Source organism: Pseudonocardia cypriaca (assembly GCF_006717045.1).
Lineage (GTDB): Bacteria > Actinomycetota > Actinomycetes > Mycobacteriales > Pseudonocardiaceae > Pseudonocardia > Pseudonocardia cypriaca.
The window spans coordinates 1,078,392-1,101,814 of sequence record NZ_VFPH01000002.1 but is presented as its reverse complement, the minus strand read 5'-3'; the positions used below and the strand labels follow the sequence as shown (position 1 = coordinate 1,101,814).

23 protein-coding genes are annotated in these 23,423 nt (G+C 73.4%); 15 read left to right on the top strand and 8 right to left on the bottom strand.

The window, feature by feature from the left end:
- The first annotated feature begins 44 nt into the window (after positions 1-44).
- Genes FB388_RS22790 through FB388_RS22760 form a run of 7 tightly spaced genes read left to right on the top strand, consistent with a single transcriptional unit; the run spans position 45 to position 4,394 of the window.
- A complete protein-coding gene (locus FB388_RS22790) occupies positions 45-719 on the top strand; it encodes an energy-coupling factor ABC transporter permease (protein ID WP_142104236.1) in 675 nt (224 codons plus the stop codon).
- Positions 720-1,007: an energy-coupling factor ABC transporter substrate-binding protein gene (locus tag FB388_RS22785; protein ID WP_142104235.1), complete on the top strand. Its 288-nt coding sequence runs from the start codon at positions 720-722 to the stop codon at positions 1,005-1,007.
- Positions 1,007-1,741 carry a cobalt ECF transporter T component CbiQ gene (gene cbiQ / locus FB388_RS22780; RefSeq protein ID WP_142104234.1) on the top strand — a complete coding sequence of 245 codons (735 nt, stop codon included), beginning with the start codon at positions 1,007-1,009 and terminating at the stop codon, positions 1,739-1,741. The genes FB388_RS22785 and cbiQ overlap by 1 nt, the downstream gene beginning before the upstream one ends.
- On the top strand, positions 1,738-2,580 hold the full coding sequence (locus tag FB388_RS22775) for an energy-coupling factor ABC transporter ATP-binding protein (RefSeq protein WP_142104233.1): 843 nt from the start codon (positions 1,738-1,740) through the stop codon (positions 2,578-2,580). Before cbiQ ends, FB388_RS22775 begins: the two co-directional genes overlap by 4 nt.
- Positions 2,581-2,634: 54 nt before the next feature.
- On the top strand, positions 2,635-2,949 hold the full coding sequence (locus FB388_RS22770; protein WP_142104232.1) for a DUF3099 domain-containing protein: 315 nt from the start codon (positions 2,635-2,637) through the stop codon (positions 2,947-2,949).
- A gap of 45 nt (positions 2,950-2,994) precedes the next feature.
- The gene (locus FB388_RS22765) at positions 2,995-3,678 is read left to right on the top strand and encodes an ArsR/SmtB family transcription factor (RefSeq protein WP_211362177.1); all 684 of its coding nucleotides are present in this window, start codon (positions 2,995-2,997) and stop codon (positions 3,676-3,678) included.
- Positions 3,678-4,394 (top strand): haloacid dehalogenase type II, encoded by a 717-nt coding sequence (locus tag FB388_RS22760; protein ID WP_142104231.1) that lies wholly within the window; start codon positions 3,678-3,680, stop codon positions 4,392-4,394. Before FB388_RS22765 ends, FB388_RS22760 begins: the two co-directional genes overlap by 1 nt.
- On the opposite strand, the gene FB388_RS22755 is transcribed toward FB388_RS22760, so the two are convergent.
- The gene (locus FB388_RS22755) at positions 4,364-5,257 is read right to left on the bottom strand and encodes a carbohydrate kinase family protein (protein WP_142104230.1); all 894 of its coding nucleotides are present in this window, start codon (positions 5,255-5,257) and stop codon (positions 4,364-4,366) included. The two genes, FB388_RS22760 and FB388_RS22755, sit on opposite strands and share 31 nt — an antisense overlap.
- A complete protein-coding gene (locus FB388_RS22750) occupies positions 5,254-6,186 on the bottom strand; it encodes a pseudouridine-5'-phosphate glycosidase (RefSeq protein ID WP_246122586.1) in 933 nt (310 codons plus the stop codon). The genes FB388_RS22755 and FB388_RS22750 overlap by 4 nt, the downstream gene beginning before the upstream one ends.
- Before the next feature lie 10 nt (positions 6,187-6,196).
- Between FB388_RS22750 and FB388_RS22745 the strand changes: the two genes are divergently transcribed.
- Together FB388_RS22745 and FB388_RS22740 are read left to right on the top strand one after the other, a co-directional pair.
- Positions 6,197-6,460: a DUF3039 domain-containing protein gene (locus FB388_RS22745; RefSeq protein WP_142104229.1), complete on the top strand. Its 264-nt coding sequence runs from the start codon at positions 6,197-6,199 to the stop codon at positions 6,458-6,460.
- A 12-nt stretch (positions 6,461-6,472) separates the two neighbouring features.
- Positions 6,473-7,153, top strand: coding sequence for a class I SAM-dependent methyltransferase (locus tag FB388_RS22740; RefSeq protein ID WP_211362176.1), 681 nt, complete (start codon positions 6,473-6,475; stop codon positions 7,151-7,153).
- Between the two features lie 16 nt (positions 7,154-7,169).
- On the opposite strand, the gene FB388_RS22735 is transcribed toward FB388_RS22740, so the two are convergent.
- A complete protein-coding gene (locus tag FB388_RS22735) occupies positions 7,170-8,858 on the bottom strand; it encodes a PHA/PHB synthase family protein (RefSeq protein ID WP_142104228.1) in 1,689 nt (562 codons plus the stop codon).
- A gap of 256 nt (positions 8,859-9,114) precedes the next feature.
- Here FB388_RS22735 and FB388_RS22730 point away from each other — a divergent pair, with 256 nt between their 5' ends.
- Positions 9,115-10,827, top strand: coding sequence for a DEAD/DEAH box helicase (locus FB388_RS22730; RefSeq protein WP_142104227.1), 1,713 nt, complete (start codon positions 9,115-9,117; stop codon positions 10,825-10,827).
- 121 nt (positions 10,828-10,948) lie between these two features.
- On the opposite strand, the gene FB388_RS22725 is transcribed toward FB388_RS22730, so the two are convergent.
- Positions 10,949-11,134 (bottom strand): DUF7455 domain-containing protein, encoded by a 186-nt coding sequence (locus FB388_RS22725; protein ID WP_142104226.1) that lies wholly within the window; start codon positions 11,132-11,134, stop codon positions 10,949-10,951.
- A gap of 348 nt (positions 11,135-11,482) precedes the next feature.
- On the opposite strand from FB388_RS22725, the gene FB388_RS22720 reads away from it, so the two are divergent.
- From FB388_RS22720 to FB388_RS22700, 5 genes are all read left to right on the top strand, one after another.
- The gene (locus FB388_RS22720) at positions 11,483-12,301 is read left to right on the top strand and encodes an EamA family transporter (RefSeq protein ID WP_142106212.1); all 819 of its coding nucleotides are present in this window, start codon (positions 11,483-11,485) and stop codon (positions 12,299-12,301) included.
- 303 nt (positions 12,302-12,604) lie between these two features.
- The gene (locus FB388_RS22715) at positions 12,605-13,732 is read left to right on the top strand and encodes a sugar ABC transporter substrate-binding protein (RefSeq protein WP_142104225.1); all 1,128 of its coding nucleotides are present in this window, start codon (positions 12,605-12,607) and stop codon (positions 13,730-13,732) included.
- Between the two features lie 83 nt (positions 13,733-13,815).
- Complete coding sequence (locus FB388_RS22710) at positions 13,816-14,589, top strand: ATP-binding cassette domain-containing protein (RefSeq protein ID WP_142104224.1); 774 nt, start codon at positions 13,816-13,818, stop codon at positions 14,587-14,589.
- Positions 14,589-16,097: a sugar ABC transporter permease gene (locus FB388_RS22705; protein ID WP_142104223.1), complete on the top strand. Its 1,509-nt coding sequence runs from the start codon at positions 14,589-14,591 to the stop codon at positions 16,095-16,097. Before FB388_RS22710 ends, FB388_RS22705 begins: the two co-directional genes overlap by 1 nt.
- Positions 16,094-17,296, top strand: a complete 1,203-nt coding sequence (locus tag FB388_RS22700; protein WP_142104222.1) for an ROK family transcriptional regulator — start codon at positions 16,094-16,096, stop codon at positions 17,294-17,296. Before FB388_RS22705 ends, FB388_RS22700 begins: the two co-directional genes overlap by 4 nt.
- 290 nt (positions 17,297-17,586) lie before the next feature.
- On the opposite strand, the gene FB388_RS22695 is transcribed toward FB388_RS22700, so the two are convergent.
- Genes FB388_RS22695 through FB388_RS22680 form a run of 4 tightly spaced genes read right to left on the bottom strand, consistent with a single transcriptional unit; the run spans position 17,587 to position 23,067 of the window.
- Positions 17,587-18,936: a right-handed parallel beta-helix repeat-containing protein gene (locus FB388_RS22695; protein WP_142104221.1), complete on the bottom strand. Its 1,350-nt coding sequence runs from the start codon at positions 18,934-18,936 to the stop codon at positions 17,587-17,589.
- Entirely contained in the window at positions 18,936-20,870 is a 1,935-nt protein-coding gene (locus FB388_RS22690) for a right-handed parallel beta-helix repeat-containing protein (RefSeq protein ID WP_142104220.1), read from the bottom strand. Before FB388_RS22690 ends, FB388_RS22695 begins: the two co-directional genes overlap by 1 nt.
- Entirely contained in the window at positions 20,867-22,138 is a 1,272-nt protein-coding gene (locus FB388_RS22685; RefSeq protein ID WP_142104219.1) for a glycosyltransferase, read from the bottom strand. Before FB388_RS22685 ends, FB388_RS22690 begins: the two co-directional genes overlap by 4 nt.
- Positions 22,135-23,067: a UDP-glucose/GDP-mannose dehydrogenase family protein gene (locus FB388_RS22680; RefSeq protein ID WP_211362174.1), complete on the bottom strand. Its 933-nt coding sequence runs from the start codon at positions 23,065-23,067 to the stop codon at positions 22,135-22,137. Before FB388_RS22680 ends, FB388_RS22685 begins: the two co-directional genes overlap by 4 nt.
- Positions 23,068-23,423 lie beyond the last annotated feature (356 nt).

The window sequence follows — 23,423 nt, the reverse complement described above, 5'->3', positions numbered from 1 at the left end:
GTTCAGACTTGATGGTGATCGCGCCGTCGGCTTAGTGTCCGCCGGTGCACATCGCCGAGGGGTACCTGCCGCCGTTGCACGCCGTGGCCTGGACCGCCGTGGCCGCCCCGTTCGTGGTGCACGGAGCGCGCGCCGTCGTCCGTCAGGTCCGCGAGGAGCCCGAGACCCGGCTGCTGCTCGGCGCGGCCGGCGCGTTCACGTTCGTGCTCTCGGCGCTGAAGCTCCCGTCCGTCACCGGTTCCAGCTCCCACCCGACGGGCACCGGCCTCGGCGCGATCCTGTTCCGGCCACCCGTGATGGCGCTGCTCGGCACGATCGTGCTGACCTTCCAGGCGTTGCTGCTCGCCCACGGCGGGATCACCACGCTCGGGGCCAACGCCTTCTCCATGGCAGTGGTGGGGCCGTGGGTCGCCTACGGGGTGTACGCGCTGGTCCGGCGGCTCGGGGGTGGGCTCGCGGTTGCGGTGTTCCTCGCCGCCGCGCTCGCCGACCTCTCGACCTACTGCACCACCGCGGTCCAGCTCGCACTCGCCCACCCGGACGCCACGTCCGGTGTGCCGGGCGCGCTCGCCGAGTTCCTCGCGATCTTCGCCGTGACCCAGATCCCCCTCGCCGTGAGCGAGGGCCTGCTGACGGTGCTGGTCGTGCGCCTGCTCACCCGCGTCAGCCCGGCCGAGCTGGCCCGGCTCGGCTTCCGCCCGGCCCGGCAGGAGGCCTGAGTGTCGCGCTTCAGCATCGTCAACTGGATCCTCGTGCTGGGCGTGGTGCTGCTCGCGGCCGTCCCGCTCTTCATCGGCAGCGACTCGGAGTTCGCGGGCGCTGACGGCAGGGCGGTGGAGCGCATCGACGAGAGCGACTACCGGCCGTGGTTCGCGCCGCTGTTCAACCCGTCGGCCGAAACGGCATCGGGCCTGTTCGCGCTGCAGGCGGCGATCGGCGGAGGTGTGCTCGGCTACGTGTTCGGGGCGGCTCGCACGCGCCGCCGGGACGCGGACCCGCCCGCCTGATGCCCGCACTCGACGCGGTGGCCTGCACGGGGCCGTGGCGGCACCGCCACCCGGGGGAGAAGGCCGTGCTGGCGTTCGGCCTGCTCTGCTGTGCCGTCGCGGTGCCGCCGTGGCCGGGCGCCCTCGTGGTCGGCGGGACGGCGCTCGCGCTGCTGCTCGGCCCGGCGGGGCTCGGGGCGCGCCGGTTGCTGCGGGCCGCCCGGGGGCCACTGCTGTTCGTCGTGGTGGGCGCGTTGCCACTGCTGTTCTCGGTGGGTGGCCCGACGCTCGTGCGGCTGGACCCGGGCGGGGTGGGCGCCGCGCTCGCCCTGGCCGGGCGCGCGACGGCAGCGCTGTTGTGCCTGCTGCTGTTCGCGGCGACGACGCCGCTCGCCGACACCCTGCCCCGGCTGGCGCGGCTCGGCGTGCCCGCCGCCGTGGTCGACGTCGCCGGGCTGGTCTACCGGCTGCTGTTCCTGCTGCTCGACCGCATGGCCGCGGTGCGCGCCGCTCAGGCGGGCCGGCTCGGGTTCCGCTCCTTCCGCACCACGTTCCGTTCGGTGGCGGGGCAGGCAGGGGCGGTGTTCGTGAGCGCGTTCGACCGGGCACGGCGGATGGAGCAGGGCCTCGCCCTGCGTGGCGACCCGGGCTCGCTTCGGGTGCAGCTGCCGCCGCAGCGGCTCTCCCGGCGGTTCCTGGCGGGAACCGCGGTGCTGCTCGCGGCGGTAGTCACCCTGTCGCTGGTGCCGGTGTGACGCCGCCGGTGCTGGAGGCCCGCGGCCTCCACTTCGGTTACGAGCCCGGGCGACCGGTCCTCACCGGTGCCGACCTCGTGCTGCACCCGGGCCGGCGCGTGGCCGTCCTCGGGCCCAACGGCGGCGGCAAGACCACGCTCTTCCGGCTGCTCGCCGGGGCGCTCGCGCCGGATGCGGGGGAGGTGCTGCTCGACGGCGTCCCGGTGCGCCGCAGTCGCGCGGGCCGGACCGCGCTGCGCACCGCGGTGCAGCTCGTGCTGCAGGACCCCGACGACCAGCTCTTCGCCGCCACGGTGGCGCAGGACGTGTCGTTCGGGCCGGTCAACCTGGGCCTTGACGAGGCGACCGTGCGGGCCAGCGTCGACGGCGCACTCGCCGCGCTCGACCTCACCCACCTCGCCGACCGGCCCCCGCACCTGCTCTCGTTCGGCCAGAAGAAGCGGGTGGCGATCGCGGGTGCGGTCGCGATGGCGCCCCGACTCCTGGTGCTCGACGAGCCGACGGCGGGCCTCGACCCGGCGGGTGTCGAGGCGCTGCTGGACACGCTGACCGCCCTGGAGGCGGGCGGCACGACGCCGGTGCTCTCCACCCACGACGTCGACCTCGCCCACCGGTGGGCCGCCGACGTCGCCGTGGTCGTGGACGGGCGGGTGCGGACCGGACCGGCCGACGCCGTGCTCGGCGACCCGGACCTGCTGCGGACCGCCCGGCTCGGGCCGGCCTGGGCGCCGGCCGTGCACCGGCTGCTGCGCGCCGCCGGGTTCGACGCCAGCCCGCGCAGCGCCGCCGAGCTGCACGCCCTCCTCGACGGTCAGGCGCTGAACCGGGCACCCGGGTAGGGCACACGCAGGCCCACCCGAGTGGCACGATGGGGGGTCTACAGAGGGAGAGTCGTGGCAGATCCACTTCGCCCAACCGAACCGGTGCTCATCACCGACGCGGCTCGCTCCTACGAGGAAGAGCTCGCGGTCCGGAAGCGCCGCTACAAGATCATGATGGGGATGCGGATCCCGTTCATGGTCGTCGCTGCCGCCTGCTACCAGATCCCGTGGCTCGCGGTCACCCTGCTCGTGCTGTCGATCCCGCTGCCGTGGGTGGCCGTGCTCGTCGCCAACGACCGGCTGCCGAAGAAGGTCGAGAAGACCAACCGCTACCAGCCCGACCGCCGCCAGATCGAGCAGCGCGAACACCCGGTGATCGACGGCTGACACACTTCAACCGCCGTTCGAGCTTCCGGCGGTTACGTTCCACCCGTGACGGGAGAAGCGGATCTCGCGCGGATCGGGGCGCTCCTGGCCGACCGGACGCGCGTCGCGATGCTGCTGGCGCTGCTCAGCGGGCGTGCCATGTCGGCGTCCGCGCTGGCCGACGCCGCGGGGGCGTCCGCGTCGCTGGCGAGCGCCCATCTGCGGAAGCTCGTCGACGGCGGGCTGCTCGTCGTCGAGCCGGTCGGCAGGCAGCGGCTGTACCGGCTGGCGAACGCCGTGGCCGACGCCATGGAGGCGCTGCTGCTGCTCGCGCCGCCGGACCGCGTGACGTCGCTGCGGGCCTCGGTCCGCGGGCAGAACCTGCGGCGGGCCCGGTTGTGCTACGACCACCTGGCGGGCACGGCCGGCGTCGTCCTCACCGAGGCGCTGGCCCAGCGGGACGTGCTCGTCGAGAACGGTCGCGGCTACGCGGTGACGGCGACCGCCCCGGCCGTGCTGGCGCGGATCGGTGTGCGGCTCGAGCAGCTCGACCGCCTGCGCCGCCCGCTGGCCCGCCGCTGCATGGACTGGAGCGAGCGGCGCCACCACCTGGCGGGCAGCCTCGGCGCGGCCGTCATGAGCCGGCTGATCGCGCTCGGCTGGATGCGGGTGGCCGAGGGGAGCCGCATCGTGCACGTGACGGCGCAGGGCAGGCGGGGTCTCGGCGACTGGTTGGAGGTCGACCTGTGATGCGGGCCGACGAGGTCGACGTGGTCGCGCTGGACGTCTTCGGCACCACCGTCGACTGGTGGACGGGGATCACCGGGCGGATCGCGGAGATCGCCGCCGCGGGCGGGGTCGATGTCGACGCCGCGGCGCTCGCGGGCGCGTGGCGCGACCGGTACCTGCCGTCGATGGCTCGGGTCCGGGACGGTGAGCGTCCGTGGACGCCGCTCGACACGCTCCACCGCGAGTCGCTCGACGACCTCCTGGAGGCGTTCGGGGTGGCCGACCGCTTCGACGAGCAGCCCCGCCGGGAGCTGGTGCGCGGCTGGTACCGCCTGCCCGCGTGGGAGGACGTGGCGGACGGCCTGGAGCGGCTGCGCGAGCGCTTCCTCGTGGTCGCCCTGTCCAACGGCGGGTTCGGGCTGCTCACACGCCTGACCAAGGACGCGGGCCTGCGCTTCGACGCGATCGTGTCCTCCGAGCTCGCCCGGACCTACAAACCCGATCCCGCCGCGTACCGCACGGCGGTCGACCTGCTCGGCGTCGAGCCGGCCCGGATGCTGATGGTCGCCTGCCACGGGTGGGACATCGCCGGGGCGGCGAACGCCGGTCTGCGCACCGCGTTCCTCGAACGCCCGGGGGAGAAGGGCCCGCAGCGCGTCGCGGACCGGGCCGCCGACACGCCGTCCGACCTGGCGGTCCGCTCCGTTCACGAGCTGGCGACGGCGCTGGGCTGCTGAGGCGGACCAGCGGGCCGCGCGCCCAGCTGTCCCACCGCCGCCGCGCCCGCGGCGCAGCCCGCCGCCAGTGCGGCCGACGGGTCCGACCCGGTGAGCCAGGCGACGAGCAGGCCCGCGTCGAAGGCGTCGCCCGCACCCGTCGGGTCCACCACGGCGGTGGGTGGGGGATGGGCGGTCCACGTCCCGTGCGGGTCGGTCCACCGCGCCGCCCTCGGCCCGTCCGTCGCCGCGACGGCCCCGGCCACGTCCCGCAGTGCCGCCACGCCGCCCAGCGCGGCCAGCTCGGCGGCGTTCGGCAGCAGCAGGCCGACTCCGCGCACGTCGTCGACGAACCCGGGCCCCAGCGCGGGGGCGACCTGCGGGTCCACCGACGTGCTCAGCCCGGCGGCCCGGGCCCGCGCGAGGGCGGCCAGCCCCGCCGCCCGCGATGCCCGGTCGAGCAGGACGTACCCGGAGAGGTGCAGGTGGTCGGCCCCGTCGAACGCGGGCAGGTCGGCGGGCGCCAGCAGGGCGGCTGCGCCGCGGTCGGAGAGCATCGTGCGGTCGCCGTCGGCGAGCAGCACGACCACCGCGCAGGTCGGGTGGCCGGGGTCGACCGAAAGCGCGGGGCGCACGCCGGCCTCGTGCAGGTCGGCGGCGGCCGCGCGGCCCGCCGGGTCGTCCCCGACGCGTGCGACGAGCGTGACCTCCGCACCGAGGTGGGCGAGCCACGCGGCGGTGTTCGCCCCGGCGCCTCCCGCGCGCGTCCGGATCCGCGCCGGCACGTCGGCTCCGGGGACCACCGGCGAGCGGGGCTCGACGAGGACGTCCACCGCGACGTCGCCCACGACGACGATCCGGGGCACGGTCCGGGGCGGCGTCATGCGCCGAGCGCCGCCGCCACCTGCGCGGCCAGCGCGGCGTTGGCCAGCACGAGGGCGAGGTTCGTCCTCAGGCTCGCGCCGTCGCTGCCCGAGTGGAAGTGCTCGAGCAGCACCGGCGTCACGTCCTTGCCGGTGACCCCGCGCGACGAGATCAGCGCGAGTCCCTCGTCGAGCAGGCGGTCGTGCAGCACGGCGTCGAGCTCGGCGTCGGCCGGCACCGGCTGCGCGAGCACGGCGCCCGGCCTGCCGCCCAGCGCCCGGTGCGCCTGCCACACCGCCGCGGCCTCGGCGGGCGTGTCCACGCGCCACGGCACCGGATGACCGGAGTCGCGCCGGTAGAAGCCGGGGAAGGCGTCGGTGCGGTAGCCGACGACGGGCACCGACTCGGTCTCGAGGACCTCGAGGGTGGCCGGGACGTCGAGGATCGACTTCACGCCCGAGCAGACGACGAGCACGGGTGTGGTGGCGAGGGCGGCGAGGTCGGCGGACACGTCCCAGCTCTCCCGCGCGCCGCGGTGCACGCCACCCAGCCCACCGGTCGCGAACACCTGCACGCCTGCGGCGTGCGCGAGGGCGGCGGTGGCGGCCACGGTGGTGGCGCCGTCCCGGCGCAGGCCCACCGCGGCGCCCAGGTCGCGCACCGACAGCTTCGCGAGCCCGCCCGCGCACACGCGGTCCAGCTCGCCCGCCGTGAGCCCGACGCGGGCCACCCCGTCGAGGACCGCCACGGTGGCCGGGACGGCTCCGTGGGCGCGGACGGCGGTCTCTAGGTCCTCCGCGGCGGCGCGGTTCTGCGGCGCCGGAAGGCCGTGGGCGAGCAGCGTGCTCTCCAGCGCGACAACGGGGCGGCCTGCGGCAACGGCATCGCCGACCTCGGGTGAGGTCAGCAACGGATCACGTGGGGAGACGGGAACGGGCACGTGGGGCATCATGGACGACATGGCCACGCAGGTTCTGCCCGACGTCGACACCCGGCCCGAGGGCACGGACACCACGGGCGACGACTCGCCGAAGATGTTCCACTACGTCAAGAAGGCCAAGATCGCCGAAAGCGCGGTCCTCGGCAACATGGTGGTGGCGCTGTGCGGCGAGACCTTCCCCGTCACCCGTTCGCCGAAGCCCGGCTCGCCGGTGTGCCCCGAGTGCAAGAAGATCTTCGACACGTACCGCAAGGACGACGGCAATGACGGTGGCGGAGACTGAGCGGCCGGTCTGTTGACTGACCACCCCGCCGGGGTACCCGGCAGCATGCCGTCCCCGGGCCGGGTCCCCGTGCGCAGCGCCGTCCGCGCCTGGGTCTACGACCGCGTCATCGCCGGAATGACCTCCACCTGGTACCGGCAGGTGCTCACGCGCCTCCCGCACGGTGCCCGGATGCTCGACGTGGGTATCGGCACCGGAGCGGCGCTGGCGCGGTGCGCCGACGTCGTGCGGGCCAAGGAGCTCTCCGTCGTCGGCCTCGACATCGATCCCGACTACGTGGCGTGCTGCCGCGCCGCGCTGGAGCGGGCCGACCTCACCGGGCACGTCGCCCCGGTGCTCGGCTCGGTCTACGACCACCGCGGCGGCCCGTACGACGCCGTGTACTTCAGCGCCAGCCTGATGCTGCTCCCGGACCCGGCCGCCGCCATCGCGCACGTGGCGGCCCTGCTCGCGCCGGACGGACGGCTGTACGCCACGCAGACGTTCCACCACCGGCGATCCCCGCTGCTGGAGTGGGCGAAGCCCCTCGCCCAGCACGTCACCACGATCCACTTCGGGCGGGTCACATACGAGCACGAGTTCCGCAAGGCCTTCGCCGACGCGGGCGTCGAGCTCGAGGAGCTCTCCACGATGCGCAGCACGCGGCGCTCGTCCTACCGGCTCGCGGTCGCCCGCCTGCCCGAGGCCGCCTAGCACTCCCTGCGGGGCGCTAACGCTCCAGCACGTACGCCCCGGGCGCGGGAGCGAGGGCGTGCATCCCGCGCCCGCCGAGTTCCGGTGGGGCGTCCTGCAGCCGGCCGCTGCGCGCGGTGAGCCAGCCGAGGTGGTCGGTCCACCAGGATCCGGGCTGTTCCTCGGCGGCGGCGAGCCAGTGGCCCGGCTTGCCGGGCACCGCGCCCGCCGCGCGGAAGCCGGTCCCGGCGCCACCCGGAGGGCTCACCAGCGACGCGGCGTGCCCGCCCGTCGCGAGCACGAACCGGCAGCTGCCACCGAACAGGCCGGCCGCCGTGTACGCGTCGCGCCACGCGGTGACGGGGTCGGCGGCACCGGCCACCAGGTAGCAGTCGCGGTCGACCTTGGCCAGGTCGAGCGGCGTGTCGAGCATGCTGGCCGCGCCCGGCACCGACAGCGGCGCACGCAGCGCGACGTCGACGAGGTCGCGGTGCAGACCGGCGGGCGCGCGGGTGGTGTCGGTCAGCCAGAACAGGACGTCCGACGTCGGGGGTTCCTCCCCGCAGAGGTAGGAGCGCACGGCCTGCGGCCACAGCAGGGCGTCCGGCGCCCGCCAGGCCAGCTCGGCGAGCAGCGGCCGGCCGTCCAGGTGCCCGGTGCGCTCCGACTCCGCCACCGCCGCCCGTGCCGTGGCCGGATCCGGCGGCACGGTGCGGGTGTCGAGCACGGTGCCGGCGAGCGTCACGGCCGCGACCCGGTGCTGGGCGCCGGTGGCGGCGAGGTGGGCGAGCAGCATCGCGGTGATCGTGCCGCCCGCGCCGAAGGCCATCAGCGACGTGCATTGGGTGCGGGCGACGTGCTCGGTGGCGTCCATGCCCTCGAGCACGGCCCGGCCGTAGGTGTCGAGGTCCCAGTCAGCGTGAGCCCGGACCTCCGCGGGATCGGGGTTGCGCCAGGACAGGGCGAACACCTGCACGCCCGCCCGGACCAGGTGCTCGACGATGCTGCGGCCGGGTGCGAGGTCGGCGACGTAGAAGCGGTTCAGCACCGGTGGCACGACGAGCAGCGGCACCTCGTGCACCAGCTCGGTCTGGGGCAGGTAGTGGATGAGCTCGAAGACCGGCGTGCGCAGCACGACCGCGCCCGGTGTGGCGCCGACGTCGGCGCCGACCTCCAGCGAGGCCGCCACGTGTACCGGGGCGCGCGGCGGAACGGCCAGGTCAGCGACGAGCCTGCGGACGCCCCGCACGGCGCTCGCCCCGCCGGTGTCGACCGCCGACCGCCACACCGCCGGGTTGAGCGGGGACGTGCTCGGGGAGAGCGCGCCGGACAGAGCGGCGACCGCACCGCGCAGCCGGGCCTCGTCCGCGGCGCCGAGCCCGGCGTCGGAGACGAGCGCGTCGGCGGTGGCGCTCGCGGCCAGGTGCGCCTGGGCGAGGCGGCGCAGGAGCGGGTTGTGCCACCACGCGGGGTCGGCGTAGCGCGCGTCGTCCGGCGCCGGCGACACCCGGGAGAGGCCGGCACCGATCCGGGCCAGCTCCGCGGCGAACCCGATGCCGCGGCGCGCGATGGCACCGGGCCGGACCGCGAGCGCGGCGGCCATCCGCAACGCCGAACCCCCGGACAGCAACCCCAGCGGGCCCGGATGCCCGTCGGCGATCAGCGCGTCCAGCCCGGACGCGACGGCCTCCGCGGCGGCCGGCGCGGGCGGGTACGGGTCGGTCATCACGGCTCCTCGGTACCGGCAGGGGGCTGCCGGAGCATCGTCCCAGCTCGGCCCCGCGGGCACGACTGGCTCACCCGGTCAGGGGGGCGCCGGCGCCCGTTCCCCAGGATGCACCATCGGCGGGTCCCACCGGCCCCCCGCGCGGCGAGCGTTAACCTGGTCGACGCCCCGCAGCCGCCCCGCGCCCTCAACGGTGACGCCGCGGGTCCCCCAGTGCCGGGCCGTTCGGTGAGTAGTCGAGACGTCAGGGAGATGTGTGTCCGCGCCGACCCCTCAGGCCCAGCAGATCGCTCCCTCCGCACGACCGCTGCGCGCCTGGCAGCGCAGCGCGCTAGCCCGCTACCTCGCCGCCGCACCGAAGGACTTCCTCGCGGTCGCGACGCCCGGAGCCGGTAAGACGACGTTCGCGCTGCGGGTGGCGTCCGAGCTGATCGCCGACCGGCTGATCGACGCGATCACCGTGGTCACCCCCACCGAGCACCTCAAGCACCAGTGGGCCGGGGCGGCCGCAGGCGTCGGGATCGCGCTGGACCCGGACTTCCGCAACTCCACGGGGGCCACCTCGTCGGACTACCGGGGCATCGCCGTCACCTACGCGGGCGTGGCCTCCCACCCGCTCCTGCACCGCGCCCGCACCGAGAACCGGCGCACCCTGGTGATCCTCGACGAGGTGCACCACGCGGGCGACGCGCGCTCGTGGGGTGACGGGGTCAAGGAGGCCTTCGACGGCGCCACGCGGCGGCTCACCCTCACCGGTACGCCGTTCCGCAGCGACGACAACCCGATCCCGTTCGTCGACTACCTCCCGGACCCCGACGGCAGCCTGCGCAGCCGCGCCGACCACTCCTACGGCTACGCCGAAGCCCTCGCGGACGGCGTCGTGCGGCCGGTCGTGTTCCTCGCCTACTCCGGCACGTCCAGCTGGCGCACGAGCGCGGGCGAGGAGATGAGCGCCCGGCTCGGGGAGCCGATGACCGCGGAGCAGACCGCCCGGGCCTGGCGCACCGCGCTCGACCCGGCCGGCGAGTGGATCCCCGCGGTGCTCGCGGCCGCCGACCGCAGGCTCACCGCCCACCGCACCGGCGGGATGCCGGACGCGGGCGGGCTCGTGATCGCCACGGACCAGACCACGGCCCGCGCGTACGCCGAGATCCTCACGCGCGTGACCGGCACCCCTCCGGTCCTCGTGCTGTCCGACGAGGCCGGCGCCTCGGCGCGGATCGCGAAGTTCTCCGAGTCCGAGGACCGCTGGATGGTCGCGGTCCGGATGGTCTCCGAGGGCGTCGACGTGCCGCGGCTCGCCGTCGGCGTGTACGCCACGAGCGCATCCACCCCGCTGTTCTTCGCCCAGGCCATCGGCCGGTTCGTGCGGTCGAGGAGGCAGGGGGAGACGGCCTCGGTCTTCCTGCCCAGCGTGCCGGTGCTCCTGGGGCTGGCGAGCGAGCTGGAGGCCCAGCGGGACCACGTGCTCGGCAAGCCGCACCGCGCCGACGAGCAGTGGGACGACGAGCTGCTCGCCCGCGCCCAGCGCCAGGAGGACGAACCGGGGGAGGACGAGAAGTCCTTCACCGCCCTCGGCGCGCAGGCCGAGCTGGACCAGCTGATCTACGAGGGCACCTCGTTCTCCGCCGACGAGGAGGACTACCTGGGCCTGCCCGGGCTGCTGGAGCCCGAGCAGGTGCGCACGCTGCTCAACCAGCGGCAGAAGGAGTGGATGAGCCGCGGCCAGAAGAACGCCCCCGCCGTGCCCCCACCGCCCGCAGAACGCCCCCAGCTGACCGTTCGCGAGCAGTTGAACAAGCTCCGCAAGGAGCTCAACACCCTCGTGGCCCTGTACCACCACCGCACCAACAAGCCGCACGGCGTGATCCACAACGAGCTGCGGAAGTCCTGCGGTGGCCCGCCGACCGCCATGGCCAACATCGAGCAGCTCGAGGAGCGCATCGCCACCCTCCGCTCCTGGCGCTGAGGCGACTCGCGCGCACTCACACCGCGACTCGCGCGTGTGGGGTGGGGATACGCCGACGGGGCGGGGACCGTGGTCCCCGCCCCGTCGAGGCGTCATCGATGGCCGGCCGGAGCCGGCCTGGTCAACTGCCTGACTGCACGTCGATCTCCAGCTCGCGGAGCTTGTCGGCGTGGGCCCGCGCGTGGTGACCGCAGAACAGCAGTTCGCCGCCCTTCGGCAACACGGCCCGGACCTTCGCGGCCGCTCCGCACCGGTCACAGCGGTCAGCGGCGGTCAACGCGGGCCGGGTCAGGGTTCCTGGCTGCATAGCGGTCTCCCTCCGTCTCGACACCGGGCGGAGGACCCGGTGTCGCTTGCTGTGACGACCGCTTGCGCGGTGCGCCCACTCTCCCAGACGTTCAGAACCCCTGCACGTGTTCCCGTGGCGCGTCGCGACGGACATCACGCTCTACCGAGTGAGCGACCTGTCATCGCGGTGGCGCTGCGGTGACTCTTGCAGATCCAGTTGACTACGTGTGAATGATGCGTGCCCCCACGGGATGCCGCAACACGACCCGTGTAAACACTTCTGACAGGCTGACTACGCTGAGCACACGTGCGTGGTGTGGCTACGCGGGTCCCGGCGCCCGTCCTGTTCGTCGTCGGCGCCGTCTCGATGTACGTCGGCGCGGCGCTGGCGGTCGGGCTGTTCACGCGGTTGCCGCCCACGGCGGTCGCGGTGCTGCGCCTCCTCGGGGCCGCGCTGGTGCTGCTGGCGTGGCGCAGGCCGCCGCGGTCGGCGTGGCGTGGGGCCCGGTTCTGGCGGGCTTCGGCGTTCGGGCTCGCCACCGCGTTGATGAACATCGCGTTCTACGAGGCCATCGCCCGGTTGCCGCTCGGCACGGCCGTGGCGATCGAGTTCTGCGGCCCGGTGGCCGTCGCCGCTGTGGCGTCGCGCCGCCCGCGGGACGTCGCGGCGGTGCTGTTCGCCGCCGTCGGCGTGCTGCTCATCGCGGATGTGCGCTGGTCAGGCAGCCCTTCTGGGGTGCTGTGGGCCCTCGGAGCAGCCACGATGTGGGCCGCGTACATCGTGCTCGGCAAGCGGGTGGCGTCTGGCGGCAACGGTCTGGACGACATGACGGTCGGGTTCGTGGTGGCCGCCGTCGTGCTCTCTCCGCTGCTCTTCGCGGGCGGGACGGGGGCCCTCGCCGCGCTCGCGGACCCCGTCGTGCTCGTGCTCGCGGTTGGTGTCGGGATGCTGTCGAGCGTCGTTCCGTACGTGCTCGACCAGGTCGTGCTGCGCCGCCTCGGGCAGGCGCGGTTCGCCGTCCTGCTCGCCCTGCTGCCGGCGACGGCGACGGTCGTCGGGCTGATCGGCCTGGCGCAGGTCCCGACCGTGCTGGAGTTCCTCGGCATCGCGGCCGTCGTGGCCGCCGTGTCGCTCCGGTCCCGCGACGGGGACACCCCGGCAGCGGTGGGCCGAACGGGAGGCTGAGCACTCTCGGTAGCGGTCAGGGGTTTCACGATCCGTCATGGAGTTCCGCCTGATCGAGTGATGGCGAGACGGTCGGGTGAACTCGCCGACGATCTCCGAGGGCCCCGGCGGCGTGCATTTGCACCGAGCGCCGCACGCCCCGCCTGCGCTGCCGCGGGTGGGTCGTCGCAACAAATACCCACCCGTGAGACCGAAATGTGACCGTACGAGGGGAACTTTAACGATTCAGTGTGCTTGGCGCCACGGGGATCGGGGCCATACGTTGTCGGTCACAACATTCCCCGCAGCTGTGGAAGGACGACCATGCGCATCAGGAGAACCGCGCTCGCGGCCGCCGGGTTGGGGCTCGCCCTCGTACTCGCCGCCTGTGGTCAGAACGTTGCCGCTCCCGCGGCGCCCGCTCAGAGCCAGGCGCCCGCCGGCGGGATCAAGGTCGGGGTGATCCTCCCCGAGACCGAGAGCTCCGCCCGCTGGGAAGGCTTCGACAAGCCGCTGCTGGAGCAGGCGATGCAGGCCGAGGGCCTCGACGCCGACATCCAGAACGCCCTCGGCGACGAGCAGAAGTTCTCCACGCTGGCCGACAGCATGCTCGCCAGCGGCGTCAAGGTGCTCGTGATCGCCTCGATCAGCAGCGAGTCGGGCTCGGCCGTCGCCGCCAAGGCCAAGGCGCAGGGCATCCCGACCATCGACTACGACCGCCTCAACCTCGGCGGCTCGAGCGACTACTACGTCTCGTTCGACAACGAGAAGGTGGGCCAGCTGCAGGGCGAGGGCCTCGTGCAGGGCCTCGACGCAGCGGGCAAGACCAACGCGCAGGTCATCGAGATCGAGGGTGCGCCGACCGACAACAACGCCACGCTGTTCTACAACGGCCAGCAGCGCGCGCTCGCGCCGAAGTACCAGGCGGGCCAGTACACCCTCGTGGGCAGCCAGAAGATCGAGGACTGGGACAACCAGATCGGCGGCACCACCTTCGAGCAGATCCTCACGGGCAACGGGGGCCAGGTCGACGGCGTCGTCGCGGCCAACGACGGGCTCGCGGGCGCGATCATCACCGTCCTCGGGAAGTACAGCCTCAACGGCAAGGTCGTCGTGACCGGCCAGGACGCCACCCCGGACGGCCTGCAGGCCATCCTGCGCGGCGACCAGTACATGACGGTCTACAAGCCGATCAAGCAGGAGGCCGAGGGGGCCGCGAAGCTCGCGGCCGCGCTGGCCAAGGGCGACACCGCCGCCGCCGACGCGCTCGCCACCGCCTCGGTCGCCGACTCGAAGGGCAACCGCGAGGTGAAGTCGGTGCTCCTCGAGCCGCAGCTGATCACCCGGGACAACGTCAAGAAGGTCATCGACGACGGCCAGGTCAAGGGCTCCGAGATCTGCGTCGCCGAGACCACCGCCGCCTGCCAGGAACTGGGAATCAGCGCCAGCTGACGAATCGACGGTCGTGAGTGGATACGCGTGCCCCGGGAGTCGCGGCGGCACGCGTATCCACTCACGAGTACCGGGAGGTGACCATGAGTGAGCCGATCCTGCAGCTGCGCGGGGTGAACAAGAGCTTCGGCGCCGTGCAGGTGTTGCACGACGTCGACTTCGACGTGCGGGCCGGTGAGGTCACCGCGCTCGTCGGCGACAACGGGGCGGGCAAGTCCACCCTGGTGAAGTGCGTGGCGGGCATCCATCCGATCGACAGCGGCGAGATCCGCTTCGCCGGCGAGCCGGTGGCGATCCACGGCCCGACCGACGCGTCCCACCTGGGCATCGAGGTCGTCTACCAGGACCTCGCGCTGGCCGACAACCTCGACATCGTGCAGAACATGTTCCTCGGGCGGGAGCGGGGCAAGCCCTGGCTGCTCGACGAGGCCGACATGGAGCAGGCGGCGCGCCGCACCCTGGCGTCGCTGTCGGTGCGCACCGTCACCTCGGTGCGGATGCCGGTGGCGGCGCTGTCGGGTGGGCAGCGCCAGACCGTCGCCATCGCGAAGGCCGTGCTGTGGGACTCCCGGGTCGTGCTGCTGGACGAGCCGACGGCCGCCCTGGGCGTCGCGCAGACCCGGCAGGTGCTCGACCTGGTCCGCCGGCTGGCCGAGCAGGGCCTCGGCGTCGTGCTGATCAGCCACAACATGGCCGACGTGTTCGAGGTCGCCGACCGGGTCGCCACGCTGTACCTGGGCCGGATGGTCGCGCAGGTGCAGACCAAGGACGTGACGCACGGCCAGGTCGTCGAACTGATCACCGCGGGCCGGTCGGGTGACCTCGGCCTGCAGCGCCCGGAGAGCGTGGCCGTCTGATGCCTCCCGAGAAGACCAGCCCACCGAAGATCAGCGCCGAGAAGGCGCACACGGAGGAGACCCAGGTGGAGAAGACGGCCGGCGCCGCGAGTGCGGCGGAGCGCGCCGCGCCCGCGTCGGCCCGCGCGGCCGACTTCGGCATCGACACCACTGCCCGGAGCACCGAGGAGGCCATCCGCGCCTACCTGCGCAACCTGCGCAACGGTGACCTGGGCGCGCTGCCCGCCCTGCTCGGGCTCGCCGCGCTGTTCGTGCTGTTCACGGTGCTCGACTCGGGCGGCACGTTCCCCAGCCTGCTGAACCTGGCCAACCTCCTGCAGCAGGGCGCGGGCCAGACGATCATCGCGATGGGTCTCGTGTTCGTGCTGCTGACCGGCGAGATCGACCTCGCCGCCGGCACCGCGTCCGGCCTCGCGGCGGCGGTGATGGCGCTGCACCTGGTGAGCAGCGGCAACCTGCTCGGGGGCATGGGCACCACGGTGTTCGTGCTGTTCCTCGTGATCACGGTGGTCGCCATCGCGCTCGCGCTGATGCTGCGCATCTGGTTCGGGGCCGCGCTCTCGGCGGTGGCGCTCGTGCTGATGCTGGTCGGGTTCCCACCCAACCCGTGGCTGGAGATGCTGCTGGCGGTGTGCGTGGGCGTGACGATCGGCTGCCTCACCGGCTTCGCGGTCGCGAAGCTCGGGATGCCGTCGTTCGTGGTGACGCTGGCGCTGTTCATCGCGTGGCAGGGCGTGATCCTGCAGCTGATCGGCGACGGCGGCACGCTCGGCCTGCGCGACCCCGTGATCATCGCGGTGGCCAACGGCAACCTGTCGACGCTCGCCAGCTGGCTGCTGTTCGTGATCGCCGCGGGCGGCTACGCGGCCGTGCTGCTGAACCGGCAGCGGTCGCGGCGCAAGCTCGGGCTGGTTGCGCAGCCGACGGGGCTCGTGCTGCTGAAGGTCGGCGCGGTGGTCGTACTCGCCGCGGTGGCCACGTTCCTGCTCACGCTCGACCGCTCGCCGGGCACGACGCCGATCGCAGGCGTGCCGTACGTGGTGCCGGTCGTCCTCGTGCTGCTCGTCGCGGGCACGTACGTGCTCGACCGCACCCGCTTCGGCCGGCACGTCTACGCGGTCGGCGGCAACCGGGAGGCCGCCCGCCGGGCCGGCATCGACGTCACGCGGGTGCGGGCCACGGTGTTCGTGATCGGCGCGGCGTGCGCTGCGATCGGTGCGATCGTCTACTCCTCGAAGGTGGGCTCGGTGTCCCCGGCCGCGGGTGGCGGCAACACGCTGCTGTTCGCGGTGGGCGCGGCGGTGATCGGCGGCACATCGCTGTTCGGCGGGCGTGGGCGCGTCAGCAACGCGGTGATCGGCGGCGCGGTGCTCGCCACCGTGAACAACGGCCTCGGCCTGCTCGGCCAGCCCGCGTCGGTGGTGTTCCTCGTCAACGGCCTGGTGCTCCTGCTCGCCGCGGGCGTGGACGTGCTGTCGCGACGGCGGTCGGCGGTCGCCGGCAGGTGAGCCGCGCGTGGGGCGGTGACGGTGGGGGTGGTGCACCCGCCGGCACGGCAGGTGCGCGGCCGGACGAGGCCCGCCGGCACAACCGCGCCGCGCTGCTCCGCCGCCTGCACGTCGCCGGACCATGCACGCGCGCCACGCTGGCGGCGGAGCTGGGGCTCAACCGCAGCACGATCAAGGCGGTGGTCGACGGGCTGGCCGAGGCCGGCGTCGTCACCGAGGCGGTGCCCGCGCAGCGCAACGGCGCGGGCCGCCCGTCGCTCATGGTGCTGCCCGAGCCGGAGGCGGCCGTCGTGCTGGCGATCGACGTGCGCGTCGAGCAGGTCGCGATGGCGATGGTCGGCATCGGGGGACAGGTCCTCGGACGGCACAGCTGGAACCTGCACCACCGCACCCGGGCACCCGGCGAGGTGATCACGCACATCGCGGAGTCGGCGCAGCTGCTCGCCGACGAGCTCGCCGTCTCGGCGCGGGGGGCGGCGGTGTCCGTACCGGGCGTGGTGCGCCGCGACGACGGGTTCGTGCACGAGGCGCCCAACCTGGGCTGGCGCGACGTCGCGCTCGGCACCCGGTTGGCTGCGGTGCTGAGGATCCCGGTGCAGGTCGCCAACGACGCCGAGCTCGGCGCACTCGCCGAGCACGTCCGCGGCGAGGCCCACGGCGTCGACGACCTCGTCTACATCTCCGCCGACCGCGGTGTCGGCGGCGGTGTGATCGCGGCCGGCCGGCCGTTGCGCGGCACCCGCGGGTACGTGGGGGAGATCGGGCACCTCGTGGTCCGGCCCGGCGGGCGGGACTGCTACTGCGGCAACCGCGGCTGCTGGGAGACCGAGGTGGGGGAGGCCGCGCTGTGCCGGGCGCTGGGGCTGCCCGAGGACACCCCGCGCGGCGTGATCGTGGCGGAGCTGCGCTCGCTCGCCACGGCCCCGCTCCCCGGCCCGCTCGACGAGTTCGCCGAGTGGCTGGCCACCGGCCTCGTCACGGTCGTCAACGTGACCGCCCCGGACCTGGTGGTGCTCGGCGACCTGTTCACCGCGCTCCCGCCCGCGGTCGTCGACCACGTCCGCACGCAGGTGCACGAGCGGAGCCTGGTGAGCCGGGCGGTCGGCGGCACCCGCATCGAGACCAGCCCGCTCGGACGTGACGCCAAGCTCGTCGGGGCGGCCGAGCTGGCGTTCGAGCCGGTGCTGGGCGCGGTCTAGCGAGCCGTCACATCCCCCAGGCCCGCTTCGCGGGCAGGCCCAAGGGTCTGCCCTCCTAGTGCGCGGCGCCGCCAGGAGGCCGGCGTCGGCGATCTCTTTGCTGTCGCGCACTTCTTGTCGGTCCACACAACCGGTCGACGGGCAGCCCGGACCGAGAACGGGTGCGTGACTGTCCGAGAATCACCCTGAGCAGCACACGAGGGTCCTGCCTGCGACCGGGTAGTACTGCTCGCACCGAGCATGCCCGTGGAGTGGCTCATGACCCTGCCCCCGGACTTCCAGGGCTGTTCCTAGCCCTTGTCCTCCACCACGTCGGCCTGCTTGTTGCCGCTCACGTCGTTGGCGTTCGCCGGGGCCACCGGGGCGCCGGTCGACATGATGCCGGAGGCGTTGTCGGTGATCGTGTTGCCCGCGACCTCGACGGCGCCGCTGGTGTCGACGTACAGGCCGTACCGGGCGTTGCCGGCGATGACGTTGTCGTGGACGGTGGTGGCCGCCGACTCGCTGACCACCCGCAGGCCGTCCTGCTGGTTGCCGCGCAGCTGGTTGCCCTCCACCACGTTGCCCTGTGCCAGCTGGGTGACCCCGACCCCGGTCTCGCCGTTGTCGTACACCTTGTTGTCGCGCAGGGTGTTGGCGCCGGATTCGTTGATGTTGATGCCCTGGGCGGAGTTGTCGAAGGTCTCGTTGCCCTCGACGAGGTTCCGGTCGGAGCGCAGGTACAGCACGATCCCGTGGTGGGCGTTGCGGTAGACGAGGTTGTCGCGGATGACGCTGTCGACGCAGTCCTCGGCGAGGATGATCCCGTGCTTGCCGTTGTCGTGCACGACGTTGCGCTCGATGTCCAGCTTCGCCGACCCGGTGTGCGGGTCGATGCCGTACAGCACGTTGTTGCGGAACTCGTTGTCCAGCACCGACAGCCCGCTCACCTCGTAGGTGTAGAGGCCGTAGTACAGGTTCGAGACGATGCTGTCGGTGATCCCCCCGCCGGTGCCGGCGGTGCGCCAGGACAGCCCGTAGGACTCGACGTCGCCGTGGCCGAGGTAGTGCAGCTCGGCGTGGTCGATCGTCATCTGGGCGCCGTCGCGGGCGAGCAGGAAGCTGCGCCCGTCGTCGTAGGCGGTGTCGACGCTGCCCTGCGCGTCGTTCCAGGACGTGACGCAGGAGCCGGTGACGTCGAGCTTCCCGCCGAGCGCGTCCACCGAGACGAACCGGCCGGGTTCGCTGCTGAGCTTGAGCCAGCGGACCTCGGGGGTGGTGATCTGCAGCTCGGCCCCGCCGCGCACGACGAGGTCGGCGCCGAGCAGCCACTCGCCGGGGTTCACCTCGCGCAGCGCGGCGGGATCGCCGACCTCGGCGGCGATCGCCGGGAGCGTCACCCCGGTGCCGCCGACGACGTCGATCACGTTGGTGGCGCGGTCGAACCGGACGTCGAGGCCGATCGGGGCGGCCGGCGGCGCGACGCCCGCGTCGGCGGCCGGTGCCTCCCGGACGCACGGCTGCGCGGGGTCGTCGACCACGGGTGCGGCGACCTGCCTGGGCTCCAGCGGCGGCGGTGCGGGTGCACCGCACCCCGCCAGGAGGACCGTGGCGACCGCGCCCACGGCGACGGCCTGTACCACGCGACGGAACGTGCTCATCACGCCTCCACCGGGAGCGGCGGGCGGCGGCGCCGGGTGGTGCCACCGCGGCGGCGCTGGCGGAAGGTGTGCAGCTCCTCCAGCACCACGGCCAGCACGATCAGCGGGACGCCGATCGCGCCGAGCAGGTTGAGCGGGGGCAGGCTCAGGTCGTTCGGACCCTGCTGGTTGATCACGCCGCGCACCGACTCGAGGGCGTGCACGTTGGAGTCGACCAGCGTGAACGGGCTGCCCGCGGCGGTGTTGATGCCCAGCTGGGTGGCGTCGACGGTGACCCCGGACGCGTAGACGGACTCGGGGGATCGGGAGCGGATGCCCTCCCGGGCTGCCGTGATCGTCGAGTTCGTGATCGTCGCACCGGCCGCGAGGTCGAGGCCGGTGCCGCCGCCGGTGATGTGCGCGCCGGTGATGCGGGCGTCCGGGGTGAAGCTGCGCACGCCGTCGGACGTGACGTTGTTGACGGTGAGGTCGGTGACGACGAGGCCGGTGGTGCCCGCAGCGGTGACGAGCCCGTCGCGCCCGCCGTCGATCGTGAGCCCGGCGAGGCGGATGTTGTTCGCCCCGCGGTCGACCCGGACCGCCGACCGGGATTCGGAGACGTGCACGCCGCTCAGCGCGATGTCGTTGCCGTTCAGGGCCACGCCCGCCACACGCGCGCCGCTGAACGTCGAGTTCTTCGCCTCGAGCGTGCTGGTGCTCTTCTCGACCACCAGCCCGCGCGCGCCCCCGACGGTCTGGACGCCGTCGAGCACGATCCCCGAGCTGTGGACGTGGGTGAACACGCCCATGCGCTGGTCGGTGGCCGTGTAGCCGGTGACCGTGATGTTCGTCGAGCGGGAGATCCGCAGCCCACCCGCCTGGTCGGCGGTGGTGTCGACCGCGGAGACCTGCGTGCCGGTCTCGCCGACCACGGCGACGCCGAAGGCGCCGTTGGCGTTCGTGGTGATGCCGGTGATCGGGCGGCCGCCGCTCGCCCCGGACACGAGAACCCCGTTGCCGCCGTTGCCGGTGGCGCGGATCCCGGTCATCGAGGTGTCCTGGTCGCCCGCGAGCAGGAGGCCGTCCTCCGCCGAGTCGGAGACCGTGAGCTGCTCCAGGTGGACGCCCTGGGAGCGCGACAGCTCCACCCCGACGCTCCCGCGCGCCACGGTGGTCCGCACGAGCGAGCCGGTGCTGCCGGTGCGGAACTCCACGGCGGCGCTGGTGTGCTCGTCGGCGCCGGGCGCACCGTCGGAGACGGCGCCGAGGTCGTTGATCGTGGCGTCGGTGACGTCCAGCCGGCCGCCGCCGGAGGCGACGATCGACGGGCGGCCCTTCGCGGTGGCGGGCAGCGGCTGCCCGGTGGCGGGGTCGACCGACGTGACGGTGATCCCGTTGAGGGCGAGCCTGCCGCCACCGGTGTGGATCGAGGCGGCGTCGGCCGGGGTGGCGCCGCCCGCGAGCTGCAGGGTGCTCACGGAGCTGCGGGGGCCGCCCAGCTGCAGCGCGACGCTGTGGGTGAGGACGAGGGTCGCGTCGAGCGTCGCGGTGCCGTCGTCGACCTTCAGCCAGCTCGCCGGCAGTACCCGTGCGAGGTCGGCGATGGTCACCGTGCCGCCGGAGAGGCCGACCTGGCGCGTGACCCGGCCGTCGGTGGCGAGGTCGATGCGGAAGTCCCGCACGACCGCCATCCGGTGGGGGCGACCGCGCGCCTCCCACGCCCTGCGCACGGAAGCCGCGGTATCGGGCGTGATCACCTGGGTCGGCCGGGCCGCCGGCTGGGCTGCCACCGCGGGCTGGGCTGCCGCTGCCGGTTGGGTCACCGTGTGGGCGGCCGGCGCCACCGCGGGTGCGGCGACCGCGGTGCCCGCGGCGAGCCCGAGACCGACGGCTGTGGTCATGCCGGCGGCGACGATCCGCCCCACCCACCGCCTGCTGGTGGTGCCGGTGCTCATGCCGCGGCCCTCCGCAGGGGGATGACGTTGTCGTGGTGCTCGTCGGGGGAGCGCAGGGTGTCGAGGGGATCGGCCTCGTCGTTGCCGGTGGTGGTGCGCACGACCTCGCCGTTCTCGACCGCGACCTGGCGGGTGAGCCAGGCCTGCTTGCGGATGGTGACCAGGGCGGTGATCTTGATGATCGCCATCAGCCAGGAGACGGCGACGTAGCCCAGCACGAAGAAGAAGCTGGACGGCCGCCGCCGGATGTGGGGCGCGAGCTTGGCCGCGCGGCTGACCTGCCACCACAGCAGCAGCACACCGGCGAGGATCCAGTTCTGCGTGACCAGCGCGAACACCATCGCGAGGGGACCGAGCAGCAGCGTGAAACCGCTGAGGCCCTTGTCGATCATGGTGTAGGCGAGGAACGGGTGGCGCCACACCCACGGCTTGGACAGCGCCCGCAGGTCCGAGCGCCACGTGTTGCGGGCCCAGCGCAGCCGCTGGCGGAAGAACGTGCGCCAGCGGTCCGGGAACGTGGACCACACCTCGGCGGTGCGCTGCATGTAGGTGAGGTGGCCCCGCTCCAGGATCAGCGTGGTGAGCCGCTTGTCGTCACCGGAGAGCGACTGGACACCCCAGAACGTCTCGTTCATGAAGTCGTCCTCGATCTCCAGCAGGAGCTCGCGGCGGTAGACGGCGGTGCGCCCGGACAGACACGAGACGGCCTTGCCCAGCAGGCTCTGGCTGGCGTTCTCGTCGAAGTAGCGGTGGTCGAGGAACATGTCGGTGATCCGGGCGAGGAAACCCTCCGACCCGTATACCGACTGCCGGGTGCCCACACCGCCGATGCGCGGGTCGGCGAACGGCTTGCTCACCTCGACGGCGACATCGTCGGCCCAGATCGTGTCCGAGTCGACGAGGGCGACCAGCTCGGTGCGGGCGGCGCGCCACCCCTTGCGCAGCGCGTCGCGCTTGCCGGGGACGTCGGTGATGACGACGGTGACCGGGTAGCGGGCCGCGACGTCCTGGCAGGTGGTGTCGGAGGCGTCGATGACGAGGATGACCTCCTCGACGTCGTTGGCCAGCCACGACTCGATCGCCGTCGCGAAGATCTTCGGGTCTTCCTGGTAGACCGGCACCACGATGGACATCGGCAGGCGGTGGTCGTTGCGCACCGGCGTGTACAGCACCGCGGGGATCCGCCGGATGAGCCAGGCGCCCCACCGGATCAGCCCGAGCACCCCGAGCGGGGTGCCCAGCACGTAGTAGTAGATCGGCAGGTTCATGCCGACTCGCGCTCCGTGACCGGGGCCGCACCGCTCTGGCCGCGCAGCTCGCTGGCGTCGGCGTGAGCCACCTTCTCGATCTCGTGGTCGACGATCGCGGCGAGGCGGTCGTTGACCTCCACCACGGCCGACAGCAGCGGCATGTCCACGCCGACGGTGCCGGCGAAGCCGAGGAAACCCTGGGTGTCCTTGGGCAGGCAGACCCCGCCGTAGGGGGCGCCGCCGCGGATGCCGTACTCGGGGTTGATGGACCCCTCGGCGGAGCGGGCGACGGTGGCGGCGATCGGGTCGAGGTCGAGGCCGATCTTCTGGGCGACCAGCCACATCTCGTTCCAGAAGCTGATCTTGGTGGCGTTGTAGATGTTGTGCGCGGCCTTGATGAACTCGGCCTCGGCCGGGTTGGTGAAGGTGCGCAGCTCGCCGCCGAAGGGCGAGAGCAGGGCGCGCAGCCGCTCGACGTTCTGCGGGTCGCGGCTGGCGATGATCGTCATCCACGGGTTGGCGAAGTCCTCCGCGGCCGAGGCCGCGCGCAGGAACTCGGGGTTGGACGCCAGGCCGAAGCCCTCGTTCGCGACCTTCCCGGAGGCCTCCTCCAGGGTGTCCTTGACCAGGCCCTCCGTGGTGCCCGGGGGCACGGTGGAGCGGACGACGACGATGTGCTTGGCGGATGCGTTCGCGATCGCGCGGCCGACGGCGGCGGTGCCGGCGGTGAACGCCGACAGGTCGTAGCGGTGCCCGTCGTTCGGGGTCGGCAGCGTCAGGAAGATCAGCGACTCGGGCTCGTCGGCCAGGTCGATCCCGGTGCGCGCGTCCCAGCCGCGGTCGCGCAGCTCGCGGACCCGCACCTCGTTGATGTCCACGAACGTGACGTCGTGGCCGGCCTTCAGGAAGCCTTCACCGGTCGCGGCGCCCACGACACCGGAACCCATGATGAAAATCCTGCTCTTCACGTTTATTCCCCTCTTGACGGGCGATCCGAGGACAGGCATGGTTTGCCTCGGATCCGATGGCATAGCGGAGCGCCGGACGTCGTCGTCCGCGGAGATCAGTTCGACCCCTCGGTCGTCATCGACCGGGCACGCGGCGTGCGAACACCCCGTGGGCGATCGGGTGCTCGAGCACATCAGTGCAGGTCAAGCCGATCCTCGGTGCGGCCGTTGCCAGCTCCCGATGAAGTCGTCCGGTGTTGCGCCCCCGCCGGACGGCCCCCGCCACCGGGAGTCGAGGTCGGTCGTAACTCCTACCGCTGACCGGCTGTTCGCCGGTGGAACCCTACGCGACAAAT